Genomic DNA, 21,763 nt, shown 5'->3' with positions numbered 1-21,763 from the left:
CCGAATAATGCTCACTGTAGATAATCTGGAAAAAACGTACGACTCCGGTGATAAAGCACTCAAAGGTGTCTCATTCGAAGTCAGTGGTAACGAGATCGTCGCGATCATCGGGCCAAGCGGGGCCGGAAAAAGCACGCTCGTTCGTAGTATCAACAGGCTGACCGAGCCAACTGGCGGGCGTGTCTCGCTCGATGATACAGAGGTGACCGGCCTGGACAAATCAGCCCTTCGCGATGTCCGTCGCGATATGGGCATGATCTTTCAGGAGTTCAATCTCGTCGAGCGCCTCACGGTGATGGAGAACATACTCTCTGGCCGCCTTGGCTATCTCAGTACGTGGAACGCGTTCCGTCGGAACTTCCCACCAGAGGATATCAAGCGCGCACGGGAGATCCTCAGTCGGGTGAACCTAGAGGGCGTCGAGAACAACCGTGCAGATGAACTCTCCGGCGGCCAGCGACAGCGCGTCGGTATCGCCCGTGCCGTCATTCAGCGGCCGAAAATTCTGCTCGCTGACGAACCGACGAGTGCGCTGGACCCCGATACCTCCCGGGAGGTTATGAGCCTCTTGACGGACATCGCTCACGAAGACGATATCCCGATCATCATCAACATCCACGAAGTCGATCTGGCGGTCGACTACGCGGACCGGATCATCGGACTCAGTGACGGTGAGATCGTCTTTAACGGCCCACCTGACGATCTGGATCAGGCAGCCAGAGACGAAATCTATCGCGGTGGTGAATCCATTGCGGACCGCGAGGAGCCGAGTGCTGGTAGCAGCACCGGCTCTGACGACGTCATTGCTGAACGAGGTGACTAATCAATATGGCTGCTGAATCTGGATCGGCCGTTGAAGGATCTTGGGAGCGGCCCACAGTCTTCTACAACAAGAAAGTCAAGTATCTCATCTACGGGCTTATCTTGTTGTTCTTCGCGTATAGCTTCTGGAACCTTCGGATCTCCCCCAGCCGGTTCGTGCGAGGGATCGGAGCTGGTGTCGAACTCGTCACGAGTATGCTCCCACCAGCGTACACTCCGTCGCAGCGAGACCTCCTCATACAGGGGATCGTCGAGAGTATCGTGATGACGATTGTCGCCACGACAATCGGCATCATCGTCAGCGTGCCGGTCGCTGTCATGGCTTCAAATAACCTCTCGCCGAAGCCAGTCTACTACGTCGGTCGCAGCATCGTTGCAGTCACGCGCTCACTCCACGAGCTCATTGTTGCGATCATTATGGTCAAAGCGGTCGGATTCGGTCCGCTCGCTGGTGTCCTTGCCCTCGCGTTCAAAACGATCGGATTCTTCGCGAAACTCCTCGCAGAGGAGATCGAAGACATCGATCGTGGGCAGATGGAGGCGATCACTGCTGCCGGCGGGACGCCCGTTCAGACGTATCTCTACGGCGTTCTCCCGCAGGTAATGCCCCGGATCGTCGGGCTGTCGATTTACCGCCTGGACATCAACCTCCGACACAGCACTGTCGTCGGAATCGTCGGAGCGGGTGGTATCGGTATCACGCTGCTGAACTCCTTCGATAAGTACGATTACCAGTTTAGCATGGCAATTATCGCTGTCATCGTCGCCATCGTCATGGTTGGTGAAGGTGTCAGCGCTCTCGCTCGGAGGCGGATCCAATAATGTCAAACAGCACTGACTCCTGGAGCCGGTTCGACCGCCGTGAGCGCTTACTCCGGTTCTTCGGGCTGCTAGCTGGACTCGTCATTCTCGTCGCAGCCTGGCGCGCCATGGAAGTGAATTACGGCTACGCCGTGACTGCCCCGCGTGAGCTGGCCGACCTCTTCGGCCGGATGTATCCCCCCAATGTGGGGTACTCCCGGGAGATTGTCGGGCCGCTGCTCGAGACGATCAATATCTCCATCCTGGGGACGGCACTGGCCATCGTGATGGCGATCCCGGTTGCGTTCCTCGGAGCCAGTAACACGTCGCCCAACAAGCCGGCGTACCTGCTGGGGAAGTTCATCATCTCGTTTACCCGTTCGGTCAACGTCATCATCTGGGCGCTGATCTTCGTGGTTATCTTCGGCCCTGGGGCCCTCGCTGGCGTGCTGGCGATCTCGATCAGATCGATCGGGTTCACTGCAAAGCTAATCGCGGAAGCCATCGAGGAGATCGACCGCGGGTCTGTCGAAGCGATCACTGCAGCTGGAGCATCGCCGATTGATGTGCTCATCTACAGTATCGTTCCACAGATCAAGCCGGCGTTCATCAGTGTCGCGACGCTTCGATGGGATATCAACGTCAGAGCGTCGACGATCATCGGGTTCGTCGGCGCAGGCGGGATCGGTGTCCCGCTCCAGACTGAGATCAATTACTTCAACTGGGAAGCAGTCCTGACGATCCTCATCTCGATTCTGGGCCTTGTGCTCATCAGTGAAGCCATCTCGGCCTATCTGCGCAAGAAAGTAATGTAGGCGAGCAGTCCGCTCGTATCGCCTATTATTATCCGTCTAACTTAATACATAATATTGTATATTATCTATCAAAAAACTTATATGTTTGGGCTGTATATTGCCAGTGGGGCCAACGCCAGTGTCTGCCAACCTGGTTTCCCCACTCTCCGTTTTACAGCGGTAGCGAGGCGAAAGCCCACCCGTTTACGGGTGTGGATGAAGCCGACAACTGGGCATCTCTCTACGCTCGTAGCCACGGCTGGATATTCCACGCCGAGATGTCCAACGTTTATGTAATTAAAAATACTATGCTTACATATGTCGAATCAGGTTGTCACTCGGACACTCAAAGCGAGTATCTGCAACCACTCGCAAGTCTGTGACAACCTCGATTCGCATGGCTTTGCCGCGTCGAAATTGTGGAACGTCGGGCGATGGACAATCTCGCGTGTCTGGGACGCTATCGGCCACATTCCAGACGCCGACGAACTCTGTTCGTACCTCAAAACCCACGAACGCTATGCAGACTTGCACAGCCAATCTAGTCAGCGAGTTCTTCAGGAACTCGGTGAGGCGTTCGTCTCGTGGTACGAACAAGACGACCCGGAGGCGAGCCCACCCGGCTACCGCAAACACGGCGACGACCACCCACGCTCGACGATGACGTGGAAAAACCAGGGCTTCAAACTCGACACGCAGTACAACCGTGTCCGACTTTCCAAGGGCACGAACATGAAAGAGTCGCGATACGCCGCCGACTACATACTCTGTGAATACACACTCCAAGCAGACGACCAGACGCTTGACGCTGTTGAAAACGTCCAGACGGTGCGTGCTGTCTGGACTGGTGAGCAGTGGGAGCTACGTTTCGTCTGTAAAATGCGGATTGAGACGCCTGAGACGCCCGGTGAGAAGACAGCAGGTGTTGACCTCGGTATCTGCAACACTGCGGCTGTCTCTGTCGGTGACGAGACGCTGTTGTATCCAGGGAACGCCCTGAAAGAAGACGCTCACTACTTCCGACAGCAGGAATACGACACGGAAGGCGAGAATGGCCCCAGCGACCACGCAGAGTGGGCACGACAGAAGAAATCCCGGCGACAAGAACACTTCCTACACGCTCTCTCGAAAGACATTGTTGAGCAGTGTGCTGACCGAGGTGTTGAGACAATTGCAGTCGGCCATCCGAAGAACATCTGTGAGGATGAAGACTGGGGACGACACGGCAACAAGCGACTACACGACTGGGCGTTCGAGACGCTTCTCAGCCACATCGAGTACAAAGCCCACGAACGCGGTATCGACGTAGTGCGTGTGGACGAAGCAGGATTGAAAACATCGAAAACCTGCTGTGACTGTGGGACGGAAGCTAACTCAAATCGGGTTGAACGTGGCCTGTACGTGTGTGCAAACTGCGACTTAGTTGCGAACAGTGACCTGAACGCGGCAGAGAATATGCGAAAAACGGTAACTCCGAGTCCTGCGAAGGATAGGAGTAACGGCTGCTTGGCTCAGCCATCGGTATACCTGTTCGACAAATCCACGGGGCAAGTAGCCCCACAAGAACAGGTCGTTCCGTGAACCATAATATCCCAACCAAGCGGTGCGGTGCCGTGGGAATCCCACGACTTCAGTCGTGTGGAGGAAGTCAAGATGTCTTACACTAGGGTCACGCTGATATACTCGAACCAGTCTGTGGCCGCCCCGCTGCTGGAGAGACTGGCAGTGACGGCAGACGAACTCCCGGATACGTGTCACGAGGGCTGCTATCTCCTCACTCAGGTCAGCAACGGAATGGTGGGCAGCCGGGGGGGAGTGGCGTGCAACGCACCATTCGAAGTCGTCATCCACGACGACAGGTTCTGGACTCGGGCCAATCGATGATCTGAATCGGATTCAAGGGGGAAATGGAGCGAGGACCAGAACCCACCTACCGGTACACAGTTGGTAACAAAAACAGTTGTGATATCGGCTTGCAGTCTATCGGTTCTGTGATTGCGCGGCCACGAACGCGCTCTCGGAAGGAAAATTATTCAGCCGACTGTCAGCGAGCCCGTCGGAATTCCGACACTGGGGTAGTCTCGTTCAGAAACCGATTCATAATGGGAGAGTCAAACAGTAGTTGTCAACCTCGGGCGCCAGTGAGATGATCTGTTCTCGGCGCTCTAATTCACGACGACGTGTCTCGATTCGCTCTTCGAGCTGTTCAAGTCGCTCCTGTTGGCCACGGATCGCGATGTCCATATCCGAGCCGGCGTCGGATTTGCGCTCGTACTCCTCGATGAAGGACTCGATCCGTTCTCGTTCCGCCTGTGCATACTCCTCGAGATTCTCCAACTCCTGGGCGGTCTCCTTGTGACGTTTCTCCTGAAGATGGTTCTTGATCTCGTTGACACGCACGCTCACGTACCGGTCGGCGGCCGTCCGTAAGTCGGATTGAGCGTCGAGAACCGTTCGCAAGCCGTCGACGTCGGGCTTTGCTGCTACCGAATCGCCCTCGACGACACGTTCACCAAGCGCCTGCTGAGCGTCCTCTTGCGTCGCATCCACGAAGACGGGGATGGTCTCCTCTCGAATCACATCGCCAGTGCCGTCCTCGAACGCTACGCGATAGTTGTAGGTGATCCCCGGCGTGTCGACGAACGGCAGCAGTTTGAGTCCGACCGCACCGCGCTCGTCCTCCAACACGCGTGCCATGAGCCGTTGCAGGACGTCCGTGTCCGGAGCGAGGTAGGTGATGTCCTCGTGATCCATCGCGAAGTCGCGGTCGAACGTGAACGGGCCGAACGTCGCATCTTGGCCGGGCGAATTGATCCCATCAGGCAACTCGGCTTGATAGAGGTTGGTACCGCGTTTCTCGAATTCGCCTCCGAAGGCTTCGACTGCTCGCTCGAAGAACTCGCGGATGTCTCCCTCGCTTCCGTAGACGTCCGCTGACTCGTCGACGACCTCCTGAATCTGCCGGCGACTCTCCGCGTCGAAGGTGCTCGTATCGACGAGGCTCCGCTCGTACCACTCCTCGAGCGTCCGCTGGCGCTCCTCGATCAGCTCCTCGAGTTCCGCTTTGGTCGCACTCGGCGGGTCGTCGTTCTCGATGGACTCCATGATGAGCGCATCCACGTCGATGTCGTCGAGGATGCCAAGCACGTCCGCTGTGTTTCCGAGCTGGGAGCGGATCTCCTCGACCTTGGTCTGGAGCATTTCGAAGATCTCGCTCTCGCGGGTGTCGTCGAAGAGGAAGTTCCAGACCTTGACCTCCTCTTCCTGTCCGTAGCGATGGATGCGGCCGATCCGCTGTTCGAGGCGGTTCGGGTTCCACGGAAGCTCGTAGTTAGCCATGATGTGACAGCTGTGCTGGAGATCGATCCCCTCACTCGCTGCATCGGTCGCGAACAGGAGTCGTGACTGCCCGTGATTGAATTCGTCTTCGATCCGGGTCCGTTCGTCCTTGTCAACGTCGCCGTGAATCACCAGAATCTCGTCGGCCCACGGCTCGTCCTGCACGAATTCGAGAAGGTAGTCCAGCGTATCGCGGTACTCCGTGAACAACAGGAGTTTCTCGTCCGGCTGTTCCTCGAGGAGTTGGGAGATGAACCGTCTGACTTTCTGGGCCTTGGAGTCGACCGGTAGATCCTCCGCCAGGGACACGAGGTCGCGGAGCGTATCGATCTCCTCTTGGAGCTGTTCGTCGGTGCTAGTGACGGTCAGACCGGCGATCTCGTCTTCCGCGTGTTGCTTGTCGTCCTCGTCTAGGTCCTCGCCGTCGAGGTAGGCTCGTGCTTCCTCGGAAAGACCGTCTGTTTCTGCCTCTTCGTCGAGAAGGTCGTCCAGTCGTCGTCGGAGCGTCGCGTGAATCGCGCCGACGCTGCTCACCAGTCGTTTCTGCATGAGCGCCATCGCGAACCCGACCGCGGGTTCGTTCAGCTTCTCCGAGCGGTTGTAGACGTTTTTCACGTAGTCGGTGACCGCCCGGTAGAACTGTCGTTCGTCGTGAGTCATCGAGACCGATACCGAGTTGACCTCGCGGTCCGGGAAGACGCGGTCACCGTCCTCGTCGTAGATGTCGGTCTTCCCGCGACGGATCATTACGCGGTCGACTGTTTCCTGTGAGAGTTCCTGGTTTTCGGCGACGAGGAACGGATCGATGTACTCCACGAGCGAGCGGAACGCCTCGCCCTTCCCGTCGTGTGGCGTCGCGCTGAGAAGCAGCAACGAGTCGGAGTTCCCCGTGACGGCGTCAATCATCCGTGCCGTCTTGCTCGGTGAGTCCCCCCGCTTTGCAGCCTTGTGGGCCTCGTCGACCACGACGACGTCCCAGAACGCGTCCCGGAGTGCAGGCCGGAACTCGTCCTGCCGCAGGAACGCCATGCTGGTGACGAGCCGTTGCTGGTCTTGGGCCCAGATGTTAGCCTCCTCGCCGAGCCGTCGGCGCTCACCTTCCACCCACGCGCGGTCTGCCACGGTCAGGTCGATGTCGAAGAAGCGGTCCATATCCCGGATCCATTTCTTCTGGAGGTGGGCGGGAACGACGAACAGGACGCGGTCAGCACGATTCCGTGCAGCGAGTTCCTTGAGGACGAGGCCCGCCTCTATCGTTTTCCCGAGCCCGACGTCGTCACCGATAAGCGCCCGCTGCCGGAGCTTCTGCATCACCCAGTTTACGGCGTCAAGCTGATACGGCTCCAGTCGAACGAGCGAGTTCGAGATGCTCAGGAGCTGTCCCTGTTCGTGAGCGAGTTTGAGCTTCGTCGCCTGCGTCCGGAGGTCGAACCACTGCGCCGCGACCGCATCGTGATCCGGATGAAGGTCGTCGATTCGCTGGTTGGCCAACTCCTCGATTCCGGACTGCTGTGGCTGAATCTCTACATCGTCGAGACAGACAGTCTTGACGCCTTTCCCGTCGATGTATGCTCTCAAATATTCGATCTCGCCGACTGTCTGTGTTTTGATGACTTCAGCCGGCGTTCCGTTGAGAAGGACTCGTTGCCCGGACGAGAATGAAGAATCCGTCATCGAGTGCTACGTGTTCCAAAACGGCATAGACTCTTGAACCTTGTCAGCCACCGCCTCTGTCGGAGATCGGTTCCCCACCGCCTCAGAGTACGTTGTCTGCCACCACTTCCGGGACGATGTCTTGCTCGGCGAGCGGCGTGATGTTGATCGCGACGCCGTGTTTGTGGGTGGGCTGGTAGCCCGCGGTCACGACTTCTGAGAGCGCCCGTTCCTCCCAATCGCCGGAGATATCGGTCGCAACCTCGTCGCAGTTTGCAGCGATTTCGTCGGCCAGTTGCCGATACTCGTCAACGTCGGCCGCGAGTTCTGCGAGCAGTCGCCGCCGCTCGGCGACGCCGGTGTCTCCGATCTGTGACTGCTCGGCATCCTCGAACTGTTCGAAGTAGTACGTCATGAACAGGATCCCGTTGCTCGCGTAGTGGGCGGAGCCGACGAGATCGTCGTAGTACTCGAAGAGGTCATACAGGTGAGCTTCGACGGGTTCGGAGCCGTCTTCGGCGTACGCTTCGAAGGCAGTCTGTAGGTCGTCGAGCGCATCGACCCACTCGTCTTTGTTCTCCTGTACCGTTTCGTAGAACGAGGGACTGAACAGGTCTGCCATATCTACGTCCTTCAGGTCGGCGAGGGTTTCGAGAGTGTCTAGCCGTGATGCTGTCCGCTCCCGGAACTCCGCCACGCGTTCGGCTGCCTCGGCCGCGCGTTCCTGATTCACGCTGGGCCAGTCACGCGGGGTGGCCTGCGAAAGGTCGCCAAGCCGTTCTTCGAACGCGCTGAGCTGTTCGAGGGCGCTCTCACACTGGTCGTACTCTTCGGCGGCGTCGGCTCGCTCAGTGGTCGAGAGCGATTCGTCGTTCCGACGGCTGTTTGCCGCCGCCTGCCGTTCGCGGAGGTGCGTCCGCCGCGGTTCGAGATACTGGTTCTGCAGCCGGTCGAAGATGCTCGCGTCCAACTGATGGTAATCGACGAGACAGCCGAAGCCCTCGCCCGTGGCGTCGGAAACGAGTCGCTCGGTCGAGAGCCGCCAGAGGATCGGCGTTCGGTCGAACTCCGCGACGTGGTACTCGAACAGGTCGTTTTCGAGCCACGCCCGAAGGTTCGGGTACGCTTCGTCGCTCGCACTACGGTTCCCGAGTACCGCGTCGGCTTCCGCGAGGCGGTCGGTCGCGTGCTCGCCCCAGACACGTTCGAACTCCGCCTCGATGTGGGTCAGAAGGTCGTCCGTGCCGTCGATTTCGGAAAGCGGGATAATGCCGTCATCGGTGTCGTTGATCGCTCGGAGCGTGAAGTGGAGAAGGAGGTCTTTGACCTGTTGCGGGAAGTCGCTAGACGGCTCTGAGATGGCCGCTGGAGCATACGCCTCCTGTTCGCGTGGATCTTCGATGGTTCGGAGCGCGATCTCCTGAAGGATCGTTTCGCGCTGCCCGTCGGTGATGTCGAAGCAATCGAAGACGGCATCGTCGATGTCGTTCGCACAGGACTGGAGGGTTTGCTCGACTCGCGCCAAGTGCTTCGCGGCGGCAGTTCCGACCTGATTGAGCGAGTCTGCCGTGGACACAGTTTGTGTCGGGCTATCGAGAGCAAGCTCGTCCCGAAGTTCGCGGTGTGGATGGTCGTACTGCGGTAGCGGGTCATCGACACCGAGTGCATCGAGCAGGACAGGCCCATCGTAATGCGGCGACACGAAGTCGTACTGCCGCTTCGAGATGAGGTGCCCGACGGCCTCCCGGGCGAGGGTCGCCAGTTCGTCGATCTCTTCGAGTTCTTTCCGCCACGGGACTTTCGAGACGAACCCGACCTCCCACATTCGCTCGGAGGTCTGTGCAAGCATCAGATACGTGAATAGATGGCTATTCGTGTACGAGAGGGCGTTCCAGATAGCCCGATCCGGAATCAGAACCGAGCCCTTGTGACCGAAGACGGACGAATCGTGGAGATACCCGAACCTCCGACCGCTTCGCTTTGCGACGGTGTACGTTAATGATTCGTTGAAGTAGGCGTCTGTATTGCGGGGGTAGGATTTCGGGTATCTATCGACTTCCGTCCCGTCTTCTCCCCAGAGGATGGTGTTCTTTATTCGAGGCAAAAGCCACGCATCAGCGCCCCCCTTCGCAAACGGCACCCATTCAGCGCCCCTGTCTTCCCAGAACTTATGCACGAACCGGGAATCGTCTGCGGTTGCGGTACCCTGTTTGATGTCTCCAAGCGTCTCCCGGTCCTCTAAGCCCGCATTATCCGCGTCGAGAACGGTATCGGACTGATAGATGCTTCGCAGGCCTCGCGGCACCCAATAAGAAAGCGGCGTGCCGGGAACCATCGCAAACTCGGACAGGTCTCGATGATAGAGTCGCTTGACACCGGTTTCAGAACCCTCGAAAGACGCGCTGATGAATTCCCCTTCCTTCTCACCCTTTGCAACATCCGGGAGGCGGATGAACGTCCCTGTCTGCCCGCTGTCTGCCTCGGAGCGAACAACTGTCCCGACAGTGCCGACGGTCGCGTTGTCGAGGATGTCGTACCCGAACTCCGAGAAGAAGTCGAACGCACCTCTCCCACCGACGAAATCCTCCCGGAAGGTCTGGAAGGACTTGTTGAACATGAACGACCACGGAACGAGCATCCCCGTGCGTCCGTCGGCTTTGGCCAGCCGATCACACGCCTCGAAGAAGTTGATGTAGTACTCCGTCGTATATTTGTAATTCTCGTTCTCTTCGACGTATTCCTGCACGGTGTCCGGCATTCGTCCCCCCGAACCATACGGCGGGTTCATAAGCGCCACGTCGTACGATTGGCTTAGCACTACCAGCAGATTCAGGAAACTCTTGAGGTTCTGTTCGCCGAACGAATCTGACGAGCGCTCACCAACGGCTTCTCGAAGTGCCTTCAAGAAGGAGTTCAGCGACTGGTGTGTTCCGTCGCCCCAGTCCGAGAGGTCCGTCTGACCGCTCTCGAACACGTCTTCGAGCGTCCCACTCACGTCGAGCAGGCTCCCGAGGGCTTCCGTGTGCTGGAACGTGTCGATGATCTCGCCCAGCGCAGCACGCAGGTCCGTTCCCTCGCCGGTAATGTCGTCCAGCACTTCTGCGCCTTCCTCGACGTCCGCCACGCGGGCGTCCGCACAGACGATGTCGACGCTGGGCATCTCGAACTGGCCGTCTTCCGCTTCGGTACGTGTTCTGGCTTTCAGATACAGATTGAACGCCGAGAGCTGACACGAGCGCAGGTCGATGTCGACGCCGTAGAGGTTGTGCTCCAGCACCTTCGCCGGGATCTCGGCGCGGTCGAGATCGGTTTCGGCCCACCAGATGCGCTCCAGTACGTCGAACGCATAGAGGAGGAAATGGCCGCTCCCACAGGCCGGGTCGATGACCCGCAGTTCCGACGGATGGTCGAACTCCGGTGCGTCGCCGGCCTCCTCGTCCGGGATGAGGTACGTACAGAGTTCGGGAACGGACGGGCTGTCCTCCGGCGTGACCAAGCGCTTTTTTCGCTCTTCGGGGCTGAGTGCGTCCGGCTGCGAAACGGCGTCTTCCTGTCCCGTGGCTTCGAGATAGAGCTTCCCGAGCGAGTTGTCGGTGAGCATCCGGACGACCCAATGGGGCGTGTAGAACTGGTTCGCCGGTCCCACGTCCTCCGGTTCGAGCGTGTTCTTCGCGTCGAGCGCTTCGACGACCGGGCGGTTGTAGTACTCGTACACCCAGCCCAGCACGTCGTCAGCCCGCCAGACCTCGTCGGGTACCTCGTCCAGCATTCCGCAGAGATCTTCGTAGGTGTCGTCGTCGGGGTCGATCTGGCTGTAGGCGGTCGAGCGGTCGAAGAGGATCTCGATCTCCGCGGCCAGTTTGTCGCACGCGTTCCGATAGGCTTCGAGGACGGCCTCCTCCTCCAGCATGAACTCCTCGGTGACAAGCCGGTCAGCGGCCGGTGTGAGGCCGTCGTCACGGAAGGCCGTCACTTCGTCGTCGATGAAGTCCCGGACCTCCATGCAGCGAAGCGCGGCCAGCCGATTGACGACCGTGTAGCCGACGCCCGTAATGTACTGCTCGTGGGCCTCCTCCCAGTTGTGGCCATCGGCGGCTTCGAGTTCGATAGCTTCCACGAGGGTTTCCTGCGTCTCGCTCAGGGACGCGTCATCAGGACGGTCTGCCAGATCAGACGCTTCGAGCTGGTAGCGAACGTTCGCCTCGATACGGTCTCGCATCTCGGTGACGACCGCTTCGAGGTGTTCGCGCTCTTCCTTGTCGAGTTGCGCCTTTCGGGGGGCCAGAGCGTTCCCATCCATATGAGAGTCAGTGATATTCTCCCAGTACAACTGTGGTCTCTTGAATATTGCCCCATCGCGATGGCTCGACCAGGACAGCTACCCCTGCGTGATGCTGATGAAATCGAGCACGAACTCCTGTGGGAGCAGGCCACCGTGGTAGAACCGTGCGTCCCCGAGGCCCTGCTTTTTGAACCGCTTGAGCGGGCTCGCCAGGACGCTGACGTTGGCATCGAGATACCCCAGCCGGGAGCTGGAGTCGAGTAACACGCCGGGCGAATCCTCGTCCACGTCCTCCCCAGCGATCCATCGGCGTCCGGAGTCGGACGCTTCCGCTGGCCGAGAAATCTTCTCCGGCGACGCGCTGTCCGGGAGCAGGACGAACCCGTGGTCGGTCAGCACGTAGGCCTGGTCCCACTCTCCCTGTTCGAGCTTCGTCCCGATGAACTCCGCGAGCGAGTCGACGCGTCGGGCCAGCATCGCCTCGAGGTCGCTGAGTTCCTTCTCGCCGATGTCGTCGAGGTCGTTTTTGAAGTAGGCGACGCGCGTCGACTGCCAGCCGTCCTCGGTGTCGCGAGTGACCGTCCAGCCGTCGCCGCCCAACAGCGAGTTCCGCCGGTTCGTGTTCACCTTTCGGTTGTTTCGAAGGGGCTGTAACTCGCCGTCGACCAGCGAGACGTCGAACATCTGGATCTCTCCCGGCGTGAGTGCGGCCTTCCCGAACTCGGTCTCCGAGGGCAGCGTCCCGAGCCAGACGTCTTCGTCGACGGCGAACTCGGGGGCGTCGGCCGGGAGCGTCGCCACGTAGTCGCGCAACTCGTCCGCGAGTCGGCGCGCGAGGTCGAGTCGGAGGGCGTCGATGACGAACAGTGCGACCGTCTGGCCGCTTTCGAGGCCGGCGGACTCCTTCGTGAAGAACTGATAGGAGTGGTCCTCGTCGACGAACGGAGCGCCGGCCTCGACAGTTTCGGTGACGCGGTCGCCGAGGGCTTCGAGGTACTCGACGTATTCCGACTGGAGCTGGGTGCGGAGGTCGTCGAGGGTATCGACGGCAGGGTGGTCGGCAGGGAGGTCGGACTCGGGCGCGCCGGCGACGACGAGGTTGAGCATCGCGTTGTCGATCTGCCACGTTCCGTCGTCCGGGTCGGCGTACAGCGAGACGACGTCGTCGGTGGCCCCCTCGTCCCACGTCTCGAGTTGGTGTGCGAGGCGGGCGACCTCCGCGGCCTGCTCCCACGTCTGCGTCCACGGACTGTCCGGGCCGTAGGCACCGCGGTAGGTGCCCCGGAAGTCCTCGCTGCCAAGGAGGGCGTCGTAGCGCTCCGCCGCGCGCGTGAGACACGTCTCGTAGTCGCCGGCGTCGAAGGACGCGTGCCACTCCTCCCAGAGTCGCCGTTCGAGCGCGGCGTCGACGAGACAGTCCGCGAGGTCCCACGGGTCGTCGACGTCCGCGACGACATCGGGCCAGGTCGCTTCGCCGAGGTAGCGGTCGGCGAGGAGACCGGCCGAGGTGGTGTTGTTCAACAGCGACTTGAGTTCGGGGAGGTCGTGATCGCCGGCCGTCTCGGCGCGGCACTCCGTCGGGAACCGTTCGGCGTCGACACCGGCGTGGATCAGCCACTCGGCGACGGCCCACCGACGCGTCGCCGCGACGATCCCCGCGGGTTCGTCCTCGCTGGCGACCGCGTCGACGCCCTCGCTGGTCAGCAAGTCCTGCATCTGCTCGATGGTTCCGGGGCTGTCGTCGATGTCGCCCCAGCCGTTCTCCAGCACGAACGCGACCGGGTCGGTGTAGCCGCCGGTGACGATCCGCGTGCGGAGCTGTTCGAGCGTCGGGAGCTGGCCGCCGGTGAGCTGGTCGTGGAGAATCCGCGCGATCTCGCGGCGCTTTGCGGGGTCGTCCGACCGCGTCGTGGTTTTCAGCTCCCACGCGTCGAGTTGCCCGCGCTCGAACGCGTGGACGGTGAGGTCTTCGATGCTCATCTCCACCTCGCCGCCGGTGTGCTCGACGTCGCGGAACCAGTCGAAGTCGCCCTCGGCGTCTTCGGGCTCTTTGACGTGTGGAACGTACCAGACCTGTTCGCCGTCGACCGGGTTGGCTCGGAGTTCCAGCGGCGTCTCCTCGGCGACTTTCAGGTGAACGCCGAGTTCGTCACAGGCCTGCTCGATGACGTCTTCGAGGTAGTTCCCGTCGTCCCACCAGAGGACAATCGGGTCCGCTGATTCGGCTCGGTCGAACTCGTTTCGGATGGTGTCTTTCGCGGCTTCGGGGAGCGTTTGCGTTGCTTGCATAATCAGTTGGGACGGAGACCGTCGAGATACTCGTCTACCGGTGCGTTGGTGTAGTCAAGGTAGGCTGCTATCGAGAGAGCCGAAACAACAATGAGCAACGTCGTGCCCATCGCGTAGACATTCATACGTGACTCTGGGACGGCTGAATTGAAAAACTGCATTGTACTGATGAGTGTCACCCACCCGACGCTAGCCACGAGTAGCCAGTACCCGGTCAGCTTCTCCGCAAACCGCTCAGGGAGATCATACAGCACGACTGGGACACCGATGACGAACATCGGGCCAAGAAAGCCCCACATCGCGACGGAGTCCCAACTCAGTACGCCGAGGTACCCGAAAAAGTACGATACAGGGTAGCTAATCGGGAACAGCGATGCTCCGCAGAGCATCGCAAGAATCGCTTTCCCGACCGGGAATTCGACTTCGTTGCTCATGGATCCGACTTACAGCACTTTGTCCTCGACGATTTCGGGGACGATGTCTTGCTCGGCCAGCGGCGTGATGTTGATCGCGACGCCGTGTTTGTGGTTGGGTTGGTAGCCGGCGGTCGTGATTTCCGACAACGCTCGGTCTGCCCAATCCGCGGGAATCTGTTTGTCCACAGTCTGGCAGCGGTCGTCGATCTCCGCGGCGAGCGCCTTGAACTCCGCTAACGGTGGGAGTTCGTCCACGTCGTCGACATCTTCCTCGGCTGCAATCTGTTGGAGGTACTCGTCGTCGAGGACGGACGCGTCGTCGATGCCCGTCGCGAGCGACGCGAGCAGTTCCTCATCTTCGGTGAGGGTGTCGAATGGCTCGCCGTCCTCATCGAGAAGGTCGCTCCCTTCGCGCTCGAAGTAGTACGTCATGAAGAGGATGCCCGTGCTGGAGTAGTGGTCCGAACCCTTGAGCCGCCAGTTGAAGTAGTCGAAGAGGTCGGCGAGGTGGGCTTCGACGGGCTCGTCGCTGGGCTTGGCGTACTCCTCGCAGGCGTGTTCGAGTTCTCTGAGGGCGTCCAGCCACTCGTCGCGCCACTCGTCGACCTTGTCCCAGAAGCCATCGGAGAAGGTGTCTTGGAACCACTCCTCGCCGTTCACCTCGCGGAGTCGTTCGAGCGTCTCGATGCGTGCCGCAGTCTCCTCGCGGAACGCGGCGACCTTGGGGGCCAGTCCATCCACGCGTTCGCGGTCGCCGTCGTCGAAGTCCCGCTCGCTCGTCGACCCGAGTTCCTGAAGTACCGCTTCGAATTCTGCGATCTGTTCGAGGGCGCTCGAACAGAACTCGAACTCCTCGGTCGCGTCGGCGCGTTCGCTCGTAGAGAGCGACTCGTCGTTCCGGCGCTGGTTCGCCGCCGCTTGCCGGTCGCGGAGGGCAGATTTCCGTGGTTCGAGATAGGTGTTGCCGAGGCGGTCGAAGAGGCTGGCGTCGAGTTGGTGATAGTCGACGAAGCACGCAAAGCCCTCGCTCTCGGCGTCGGCGAGGAGCCGCGCCGTACTGAGCTTCCAGAGGATCGGCGTGTTCTCCATCGTGTCGACGTGGTAGGCGAAGAGGTCGTCCTCGACGAACGCCCGGAGGTTGGGGTAGGCCTCGTCGGCGGCGGACTCGGCCCCGAGGATGTCGTCAACTTCGACGAGTCGGTCTTCGGCGTACTCACCGTATGCGTCCTCGAACCGCTCGACGATACGGTCGAGCATATCCGCCTGTTCGTCCGCGCCTTCGACTGGGATGATACCGTCCGATTCCTCGCGGACAGCCTCCATCGCGAAGTGGTGGACGAGGTCTTTGACCTGCTTGTCGAGGTTGTCGGGGACTTCAGGGACGGACTCAGGGTCGGGGACTTCGCGGTCTTCGGGGTCTTCCGCTGTTCGTAGGAAGATTTCTTGGCGGATTTGCTGCCTCGTGTTCTTGGAAACACCGAGGGTTGTATAGACGATCTCGTCGATTTGATCAGAGAAATCTTCTGTACGTTGCCTGCGTTTCAGTTCCTGATTACGTATGGCCACAGCCGCTTCACCGATCGTATCTCCCTCCCTGATCGAGACTCCTTCCTCTCCCTGCTTGGCCAATTCGGCGTGTGAATGCTGATAAACACTACTGGAACACTCATTAGGTAACAGCCCTGGCCCAGAATAGAACGGACTTTTTGGGTCATCAGAGCGTAATTTCGCAATTGTTTGATACTGCTTCTGGGCAAGTGTCGATAATTGTTCTTCGGAATCGAGAGGTCTTTTCCACGGCAAGCTGCCAATCTCACCGGAGTTCCAATGTCTCTCCGTCGTTAGCGACAACATCAGACAGTGATATAGGGAGGAATTGAGTATTGCAAGTGTTTTCCACAAATCCCGATCATCACGAGGAATCAGCATATACCCAGTATTACTGTACAAACCTCCTGACGGGAAATAACCGAACCTCCGTCCGGTCCTTTTAATATACGTCCAAGTAAGCCCCCTCTTCCCGTAATGTTCCTCGTTTCTTGTCCGGAATTCACTGGGTGACCGCTTAATCGTCTCACCAGAATCTCCCCACTCCACAGTTTCGTGTACCTGTGGAACCATCCATGCAACTGGGCCACCTTTCGAGATTGGGCTAAACGTTTCGTAGTCCTCTACTTCCCAATGAAGTCGTATGAATCGATCATCGTCGCCGGTGGTAAGCCCTTGGCGAGCGTATGCGATCGACTTTCCATCAATGTCTGCTTGGTCTGCATCGATTTTCAACTCCTCTTTGTGTAGTTCTCGTACTTCTTCTGGAATTGAGTAGCATATAGAAGTTCCGGGAATAGAGGCAAACTGACTCAGATCAACCTCAAAATGCCGTTTGATTTCTTCGGTTTCTCCAGTAAGAACCCGGATAAACTCGGACTCCTTCTTTTTGTTATCGATATCGTGCAACCGGAGGAACGTTCCCTTGCTAGTAACGTCTTCTACATTTGTCCGCACTACTGTTCCGACTGTCCCAACAGTCGCATTATCGAGAATTCCGTATCCAAATTCGGAAAGGAAATCAAACTGTCCTCGCTTCCCAACAAAGTCTTCTCGAAATCTCTGATACTTATCTTTGAACATGAAGCTCCAAGGAACAAGCATCCCGACTCGCCCACGCCCTTTTGTTACTGACTCACATACCTCAAAGAAGTTGATGTAGAACTCGGCGGCATACTCATACTTCTCTCCGACATACTCCTCGACCACATCTGGCATACGGTTAACTGAACCATACGGCGGATTCATCAACGCAACATCGTAGTCCTGTGCCAACACATCCAACAGGCGTACGAAGCTCCGCAAATCCTGCGCTAAGAACGAGTCTTCCTCCCGGTGCTCGTCAACAGCCTCTCGAAGGCTGTGGAGAATCTGCCCGAGCGTGTGATGCTCAGTCGGGTCATCTTCCAGAGTAATCTGGACGCTCTCTTGATCAATTCCGTCTTCAAACAGTTCGCCAAGCGTCCCACGAACATCCAGCAGGCTTCCGAGGCCGTGGACTTCCTCGAATGCATCGAGAATCCGCCGCAGTGCGTTCTCAACATCACCCTTCCCATCAGCGACCTCGTCGAACACTTCCTCGACGCCCTCGATGTCGGCCACCTTCGCGTCAGCACAGACGATGCCGACTTCTGGCATATCGAAGCCAGTTGCCCCTTCGGCCTCGGCACGCGTCCGCCCTTTCAGATAGAGATTGAACGCGGCCAGTTGGCAGGCCCGCATATCGAGGTCGACACCATGGAGGTTGTGCCGCAGAATCTCCCGCGGAATCTCCGCGTGGTCAAGGTCGGTCTCTGCTCGCCAGATGCGCTCCAGGACATCGAACGCGTACAGGAGGAAGTGGCCGCTTCCACAGGCCGGGTCGATGACGCGAATGTCTTCTGGGCCGTCGAACGCCGGTGGCTCGCCTTCCTCCTCCGAGGGAACGAGATAGGTACAGAAATCCGCCAAGTCCGGGGATTCGTCGGGGGAGAGTGGCCGGTTCTTGCGCTCGTCCGGCGTCAGCGCGTCCTGTGCTTCGACGGTCTCCTGCAGCGTTCCGTTGTCTTCGAGATAGAGTTTGCCGAGCGAGTTGTCGGTGAGCATCCGGACGACCCAATGGGGCGTGTAGAACTGGTTCGCCGCCGGCACGTCTTCGGGCTCCAATCCTTCGCGGTCGCCCTTCCGACGCAGGTCATCGAGGAGTTTGACGTTGTAGTACTCGTACACCCAGCCCAGCACGTCGTCGGCCCGCCAGACTTCGTCGGGGACCTCGTCCAGCATTCCGCAGAGATCTTCGTAGGTGTCGTCGTCGGGGTCGATCAGGCTGTAGGCGGTCGAGCGGTCGAAGAGGATCTCTATTTCATCAGCGAGGGCGTCGCATTCGTTCCGATAGGCTTCGAGGACGGCCTCCTCCTCCAGCATGAACTCCTCGGTAACCAACCGGTCAGCGGCCGGCGTGAGACCGTCGTCGCGGAACGACGTGACTTCGTCGTCGATGAAGTCCCGAACCTCCATACAACGGAGCGCCGCCAGACGGTTGACGATAGTGTAGCCGACGCCCGTGATATACTGCTCGTGAGCGGCCTCCCAATCGTGGCCATCGGCGGCTTCGAGTTCGATAGCCTCGACCAGGTTTTCCTGCGTCTCGCTCAGGGACGCGTCGCCGTCCTCGCGAGCGGCAGCGAGGGAGGACTCGTCGGCGCTTGCTCCGACGGTGTCCGGCTTCTCGTCGAGGCCGTACTCGTCTTCGAGCTGGTAGCGAACGTTCGCCTCGACCCGGTCGCGCATCTCGGTGACGACGGCTTCGAGATGCTCGCGTTCTTCCTTGTCGAGCTGGGCCTTGCGGGGGTGGGTAGATTGTCCGTCCATACGAGAATCCGTGATGTTTCAAGCAGAGCCATTGCGATGTCTTGAAGATTGTCCCTCGATCTCTCGGACGGCGGTTAGATTAGCACTCGGAGACAGGCCGACCGAGCAGTCCGCCCCGAGGATGCTCTCGGGGCTGTTGATGAGCCCCTCTCAGCGGTCGTCCTCGCGAAATCCGTCTTCCGGCAGCGAGACCGTTGCTACAGTGGCAACGGCTTCCTCGTTCCCGACTCTAGACATGCTGCCGAGATACTCTCCCAGACACATGACACTCTTTTGGAGCCATCAGAACGCGAGCGGGCTGCGAAACGCCCCATCCGTTCAGCGCCGCGCTCGCCGAGGGTGGCGGCCCTGTTAGAGCGTGGTCGATTTCCGGCCTATCGCGTCGTCTTCGACCGCGACGACGTCCTTCGCTACGAGATGTTCGATGGCCTCGTCTACGTCCTCGGGAGCGAGGTCGACCGCGGCTTGCAACTCTGCCCGGGAGATCGACTCGTCGAGGGCCTGCAACACTTCGAGTTCCCGGTACACGCGTTCGGTGATCTCGGAGACCCGCTCGGCCAACGGCGTCGAGATGTTGTGCTGCCCTTCGAGTTCCAGTAGCGCCTCGTTCGCGTGGGTGACGAACAGCTCCTGTCCCAGCAAGTCGATCTGCTGCTCCAGTTCGTCCTCGATGACGTCGAAATCGAGTTCGGTCTGCACGAGCGACACCATGTCCTCGATGTCGTCCGTTCGCCCGGCGACCGACTTGAACAGGAAGATGTCCGCAGAACTGACCAGCGCGACCGACAGCCTCCCGGCGTCGAGATAGCGGTCGCTCCGCCGGCGCATCCCCTCCGAGAGGACGAGCTTGTCGATCACCTGTTGGTTGAAAACGTCGATACGACACCCGTCGTCGTTTTCGAGGATCCGCTGCGCTCCGAGGTCGTCGTACTCCTCGCCGGGTTCTTTGACGATGTCGTACCCGTTGTCCAGCAAGACTGCCTGTAGCACTCGCAGGTCATCGCCGTCGCTAACGATGAGGTCGATGTCCTTGGTGGTGTTCTTGAGGCCGCGGAACGCCATCGCACCGCCGCCGATCAGATAGACGGTCAGTTCGGTTTCGAGCTGCCCGCCGACCCGTCGCAGTTCAGACTCGATGTACTCGCTGTCGAACCGCCGCCTCATACTGCCACCCCGTATTCGTCGGCGAGCTCACGGAACTCCACCCATCGTGGGAGGGGTCCCGACCGACGCTCGCCCTCAGTGTCGAGGTATTCGAGGAGGCTCGACACCTGTTCGTCGACCTCGTACTTTTGCGCGGCTCCGAGCAACTCCTCGCGGTCGATTGCCGTCTCGCTGAGCAAGAGGAGGCAGTAGGACTGCGAGCGCGTTCCGTCGTCGATCACGAGCATATGGCAACACAGCTCCGCCGGCGAGACCTCTACAACTGACTCCGAGTACAGGTAGTATCGACGCTGACGAGCCAGTAACGGGAGATCGTACGCTTGGAACAGTTCCGGCCCCGTTAGGTGGAACGCGCCTGCCTCGATCTCGGTGCGGGTCTGGACGAGAAACTCGTCCAGCGATTCCCAGCGGATTGTGAACGGCTCCGCGTAGTCTTCGACGCGGTGTCTGTGCCGCAAGTGCGCAAACTCACGGGCCACGGTAGATAGCTCCTCGAAGTCGTCGTTGAGCGTGTACTTCCCGTCCGACTTGTAGATCATTCCGCGGTTCTCCAGCGGGGATAACGACCGATGTACCGTGCTCCGATGTACATCGACTTGCTCCGCGAGCTGGGTGGCAGTCGCCGGCGACTGCAGGTAGTACAGAATACGTAGCGTTGCGCCGCCGAGCAGTTCGGGAAACGGGATGTGGGTGTACTGTTGGACGAAGCTGTCGAACAGTTCGATGGCTCGGGCGTCTGACCGATTGATCCGCTTCTGCCTTCCCTCACGGCTGGTGTGAACCAACCCCTTCGACTCCATCCGGGCAACGAGTTCGGACACGTAACTGCGACTCCGGTCTAGTTCCTCGGCGAGTCCCGAAACCGTCGACTCTCCTTGCAGGGCTTCCAGCGCCCGAAGCTCCGCCTCAGTGTACACTACGTTGCATATTTACGAACTGATGATAAATAACTTCGGTGTTTTGCAACGCCGGTGTGTCAGTCGAGCGACTCGATCAACACGACAGCGCCATCCGGTAGGTCATCCATCGTCTCCTGAATCCGCCGCAACTGCTCGTCCACGCCCGCAAGCACCTGTTCAGCTTCTTCGATCAGTTCCCCCACCCGTTCCTCACTCGGCGAGCGGGTACCCGCTGCTGCATCGACAATCTCGTCGGTGATGTCGTGGTCGGGGTGCTCGGACTGCAGGTCCGCGGCGAGTTCCGCGAGCCGCTCGTCGACCGTGAACGGGTTCTCCGCCGCATCGAGGAGTTGTTCTACATCGTCGACACTCGGCGGCTGCGACCGACTGAGCATCTCGCTCACGTCGGCCGTGACTGGGTGATTCGGATGGTCTTCGGCGAGTCGTTTCGACGCGTCGCGGAGTTGCGACCAGAGCGAGGCCTCGCTATCGGATGCTTCGAGGAGCCGCCGTGCCCGCTCGTACCGCTTGGCCTGCTGGACGACCGTCGGGTCGACGAGGGCTTCCTCGGAGAACGAGTCACCCCGCCACGCCGTCTCGAAGAGATCGTAGAGGTCGTCGATGGTTACGCCGTCGAATTCGACGGCGACGCGGTCGGCAATTTCCTTACTGCTCCCATCGTGAGCGTAGAGCCACGTCGCGAGACTGGACACCACGCTCTCGGGCTCCTCGTCCGTCGGCGGTCCGCCCGTGATGCGTTCGTACTGCGCACGGACGACGGTACGCCTGTGCGTGTCAGCTTCTTCGAGTAGTGCTCGAAGCCGGTCGGCATCTGGCACTTCGTCCCCGCCGATGACTGCTTGCATCTCCCCCGTAACTGTCTCTTATACACATCTCTGATGGCGC

Annotated in this window: 13 protein-coding genes; 5 read left to right on the top strand and 8 right to left on the bottom strand. The window is 59.7% G+C overall.

Annotated elements, in window-relative coordinates; genetic code table 11:
• The first annotated feature begins 7 nt into the window (after window positions 1-7).
• From phnC to C442_RS21795, 5 genes are all read left to right on the top strand, one after another.
• Window positions 8-823 (top strand): phosphonate ABC transporter ATP-binding protein, encoded by an 816-nt coding sequence (gene phnC / locus C442_RS04890; RefSeq protein WP_008308314.1) that lies wholly within the window; start codon window positions 8-10, stop codon window positions 821-823.
• Between the two features lie 5 nt (window positions 824-828).
• Window positions 829-1,644 carry a phosphonate ABC transporter, permease protein PhnE gene (gene phnE, locus C442_RS04885; RefSeq protein ID WP_008308311.1) on the top strand — a complete coding sequence of 272 codons (816 nt, stop codon included), beginning with the start codon at window positions 829-831 and terminating at the stop codon, window positions 1,642-1,644.
• Window positions 1,644-2,438: a phosphonate ABC transporter, permease protein PhnE gene (gene phnE / locus C442_RS04880; protein WP_008308309.1), complete on the top strand. Its 795-nt coding sequence runs from the start codon at window positions 1,644-1,646 to the stop codon at window positions 2,436-2,438. Before phnE (C442_RS04885) ends, phnE (C442_RS04880) begins: the two co-directional genes overlap by 1 nt.
• 297 nt (window positions 2,439-2,735) lie before the next feature.
• Window positions 2,736-3,998, top strand: a complete 1,263-nt coding sequence (locus C442_RS04875) for an RNA-guided endonuclease InsQ/TnpB family protein (RefSeq protein ID WP_008308308.1) — start codon at window positions 2,736-2,738, stop codon at window positions 3,996-3,998.
• A gap of 57 nt (window positions 3,999-4,055) precedes the next feature.
• Complete coding sequence (locus C442_RS21795) at window positions 4,056-4,301, top strand: hypothetical protein (protein ID WP_008308306.1); 246 nt, start codon at window positions 4,056-4,058, stop codon at window positions 4,299-4,301.
• 213 nt (window positions 4,302-4,514) lie between these two features.
• Here the strand turns inward: C442_RS21795 and C442_RS04865 are convergent, their stop codons facing one another.
• From C442_RS04865 to C442_RS04830, 8 genes are all read right to left on the bottom strand, one after another.
• Window positions 4,515-7,430, bottom strand: coding sequence for a helicase-related protein (locus C442_RS04865; protein WP_008308304.1), 2,916 nt, complete (start codon window positions 7,428-7,430; stop codon window positions 4,515-4,517).
• A gap of 82 nt (window positions 7,431-7,512) precedes the next feature.
• Entirely contained in the window at window positions 7,513-11,709 is a 4,197-nt protein-coding gene (gene pglX / locus C442_RS04860; RefSeq protein WP_008308302.1) for a BREX-5 system adenine-specific DNA-methyltransferase PglX, read from the bottom strand.
• A 78-nt stretch (window positions 11,710-11,787) separates the two neighbouring features.
• Window positions 11,788-13,980 (bottom strand): BREX-5 system phosphatase PglZ, encoded by a 2,193-nt coding sequence (pglZ, locus tag C442_RS04855; protein WP_008308300.1) that lies wholly within the window; start codon window positions 13,978-13,980, stop codon window positions 11,788-11,790.
• A 2-nt stretch (window positions 13,981-13,982) separates the two neighbouring features.
• Window positions 13,983-14,414 (bottom strand): hypothetical protein, encoded by a 432-nt coding sequence (locus C442_RS04850; protein ID WP_008308299.1) that lies wholly within the window; start codon window positions 14,412-14,414, stop codon window positions 13,983-13,985.
• A gap of 9 nt (window positions 14,415-14,423) precedes the next feature.
• Entirely contained in the window at window positions 14,424-18,794 is a 4,371-nt protein-coding gene (gene pglX / locus C442_RS04845) for a BREX-5 system adenine-specific DNA-methyltransferase PglX (protein WP_008308298.1), read from the bottom strand.
• Window positions 18,795-19,145: 351 nt separating this feature from the next.
• Window positions 19,146-19,958 (bottom strand): DUF6036 family nucleotidyltransferase, encoded by an 813-nt coding sequence (locus C442_RS04840; RefSeq protein ID WP_008308297.1) that lies wholly within the window; start codon window positions 19,956-19,958, stop codon window positions 19,146-19,148.
• Entirely contained in the window at window positions 19,955-20,875 is a 921-nt protein-coding gene (locus C442_RS04835) for a helix-turn-helix domain-containing protein (RefSeq protein WP_008308296.1), read from the bottom strand. Before C442_RS04835 ends, C442_RS04840 begins: the two co-directional genes overlap by 4 nt.
• A gap of 59 nt (window positions 20,876-20,934) precedes the next feature.
• Complete coding sequence (locus C442_RS04830) at window positions 20,935-21,723, bottom strand: hypothetical protein (protein WP_008308295.1); 789 nt, start codon at window positions 21,721-21,723, stop codon at window positions 20,935-20,937.
• Between the last annotated feature and the right edge of the window lie 40 nt (window positions 21,724-21,763).

The organism is Haloarcula amylolytica JCM 13557, from assembly GCF_000336615.1.
Classification (GTDB): domain Archaea; phylum Halobacteriota; class Halobacteria; order Halobacteriales; family Haloarculaceae; genus Haloarcula; species Haloarcula amylolytica.
The sequence above is the reverse complement of the archived record's forward strand: the minus strand, read 5'-3'. Positions and strand labels throughout refer to the sequence as shown.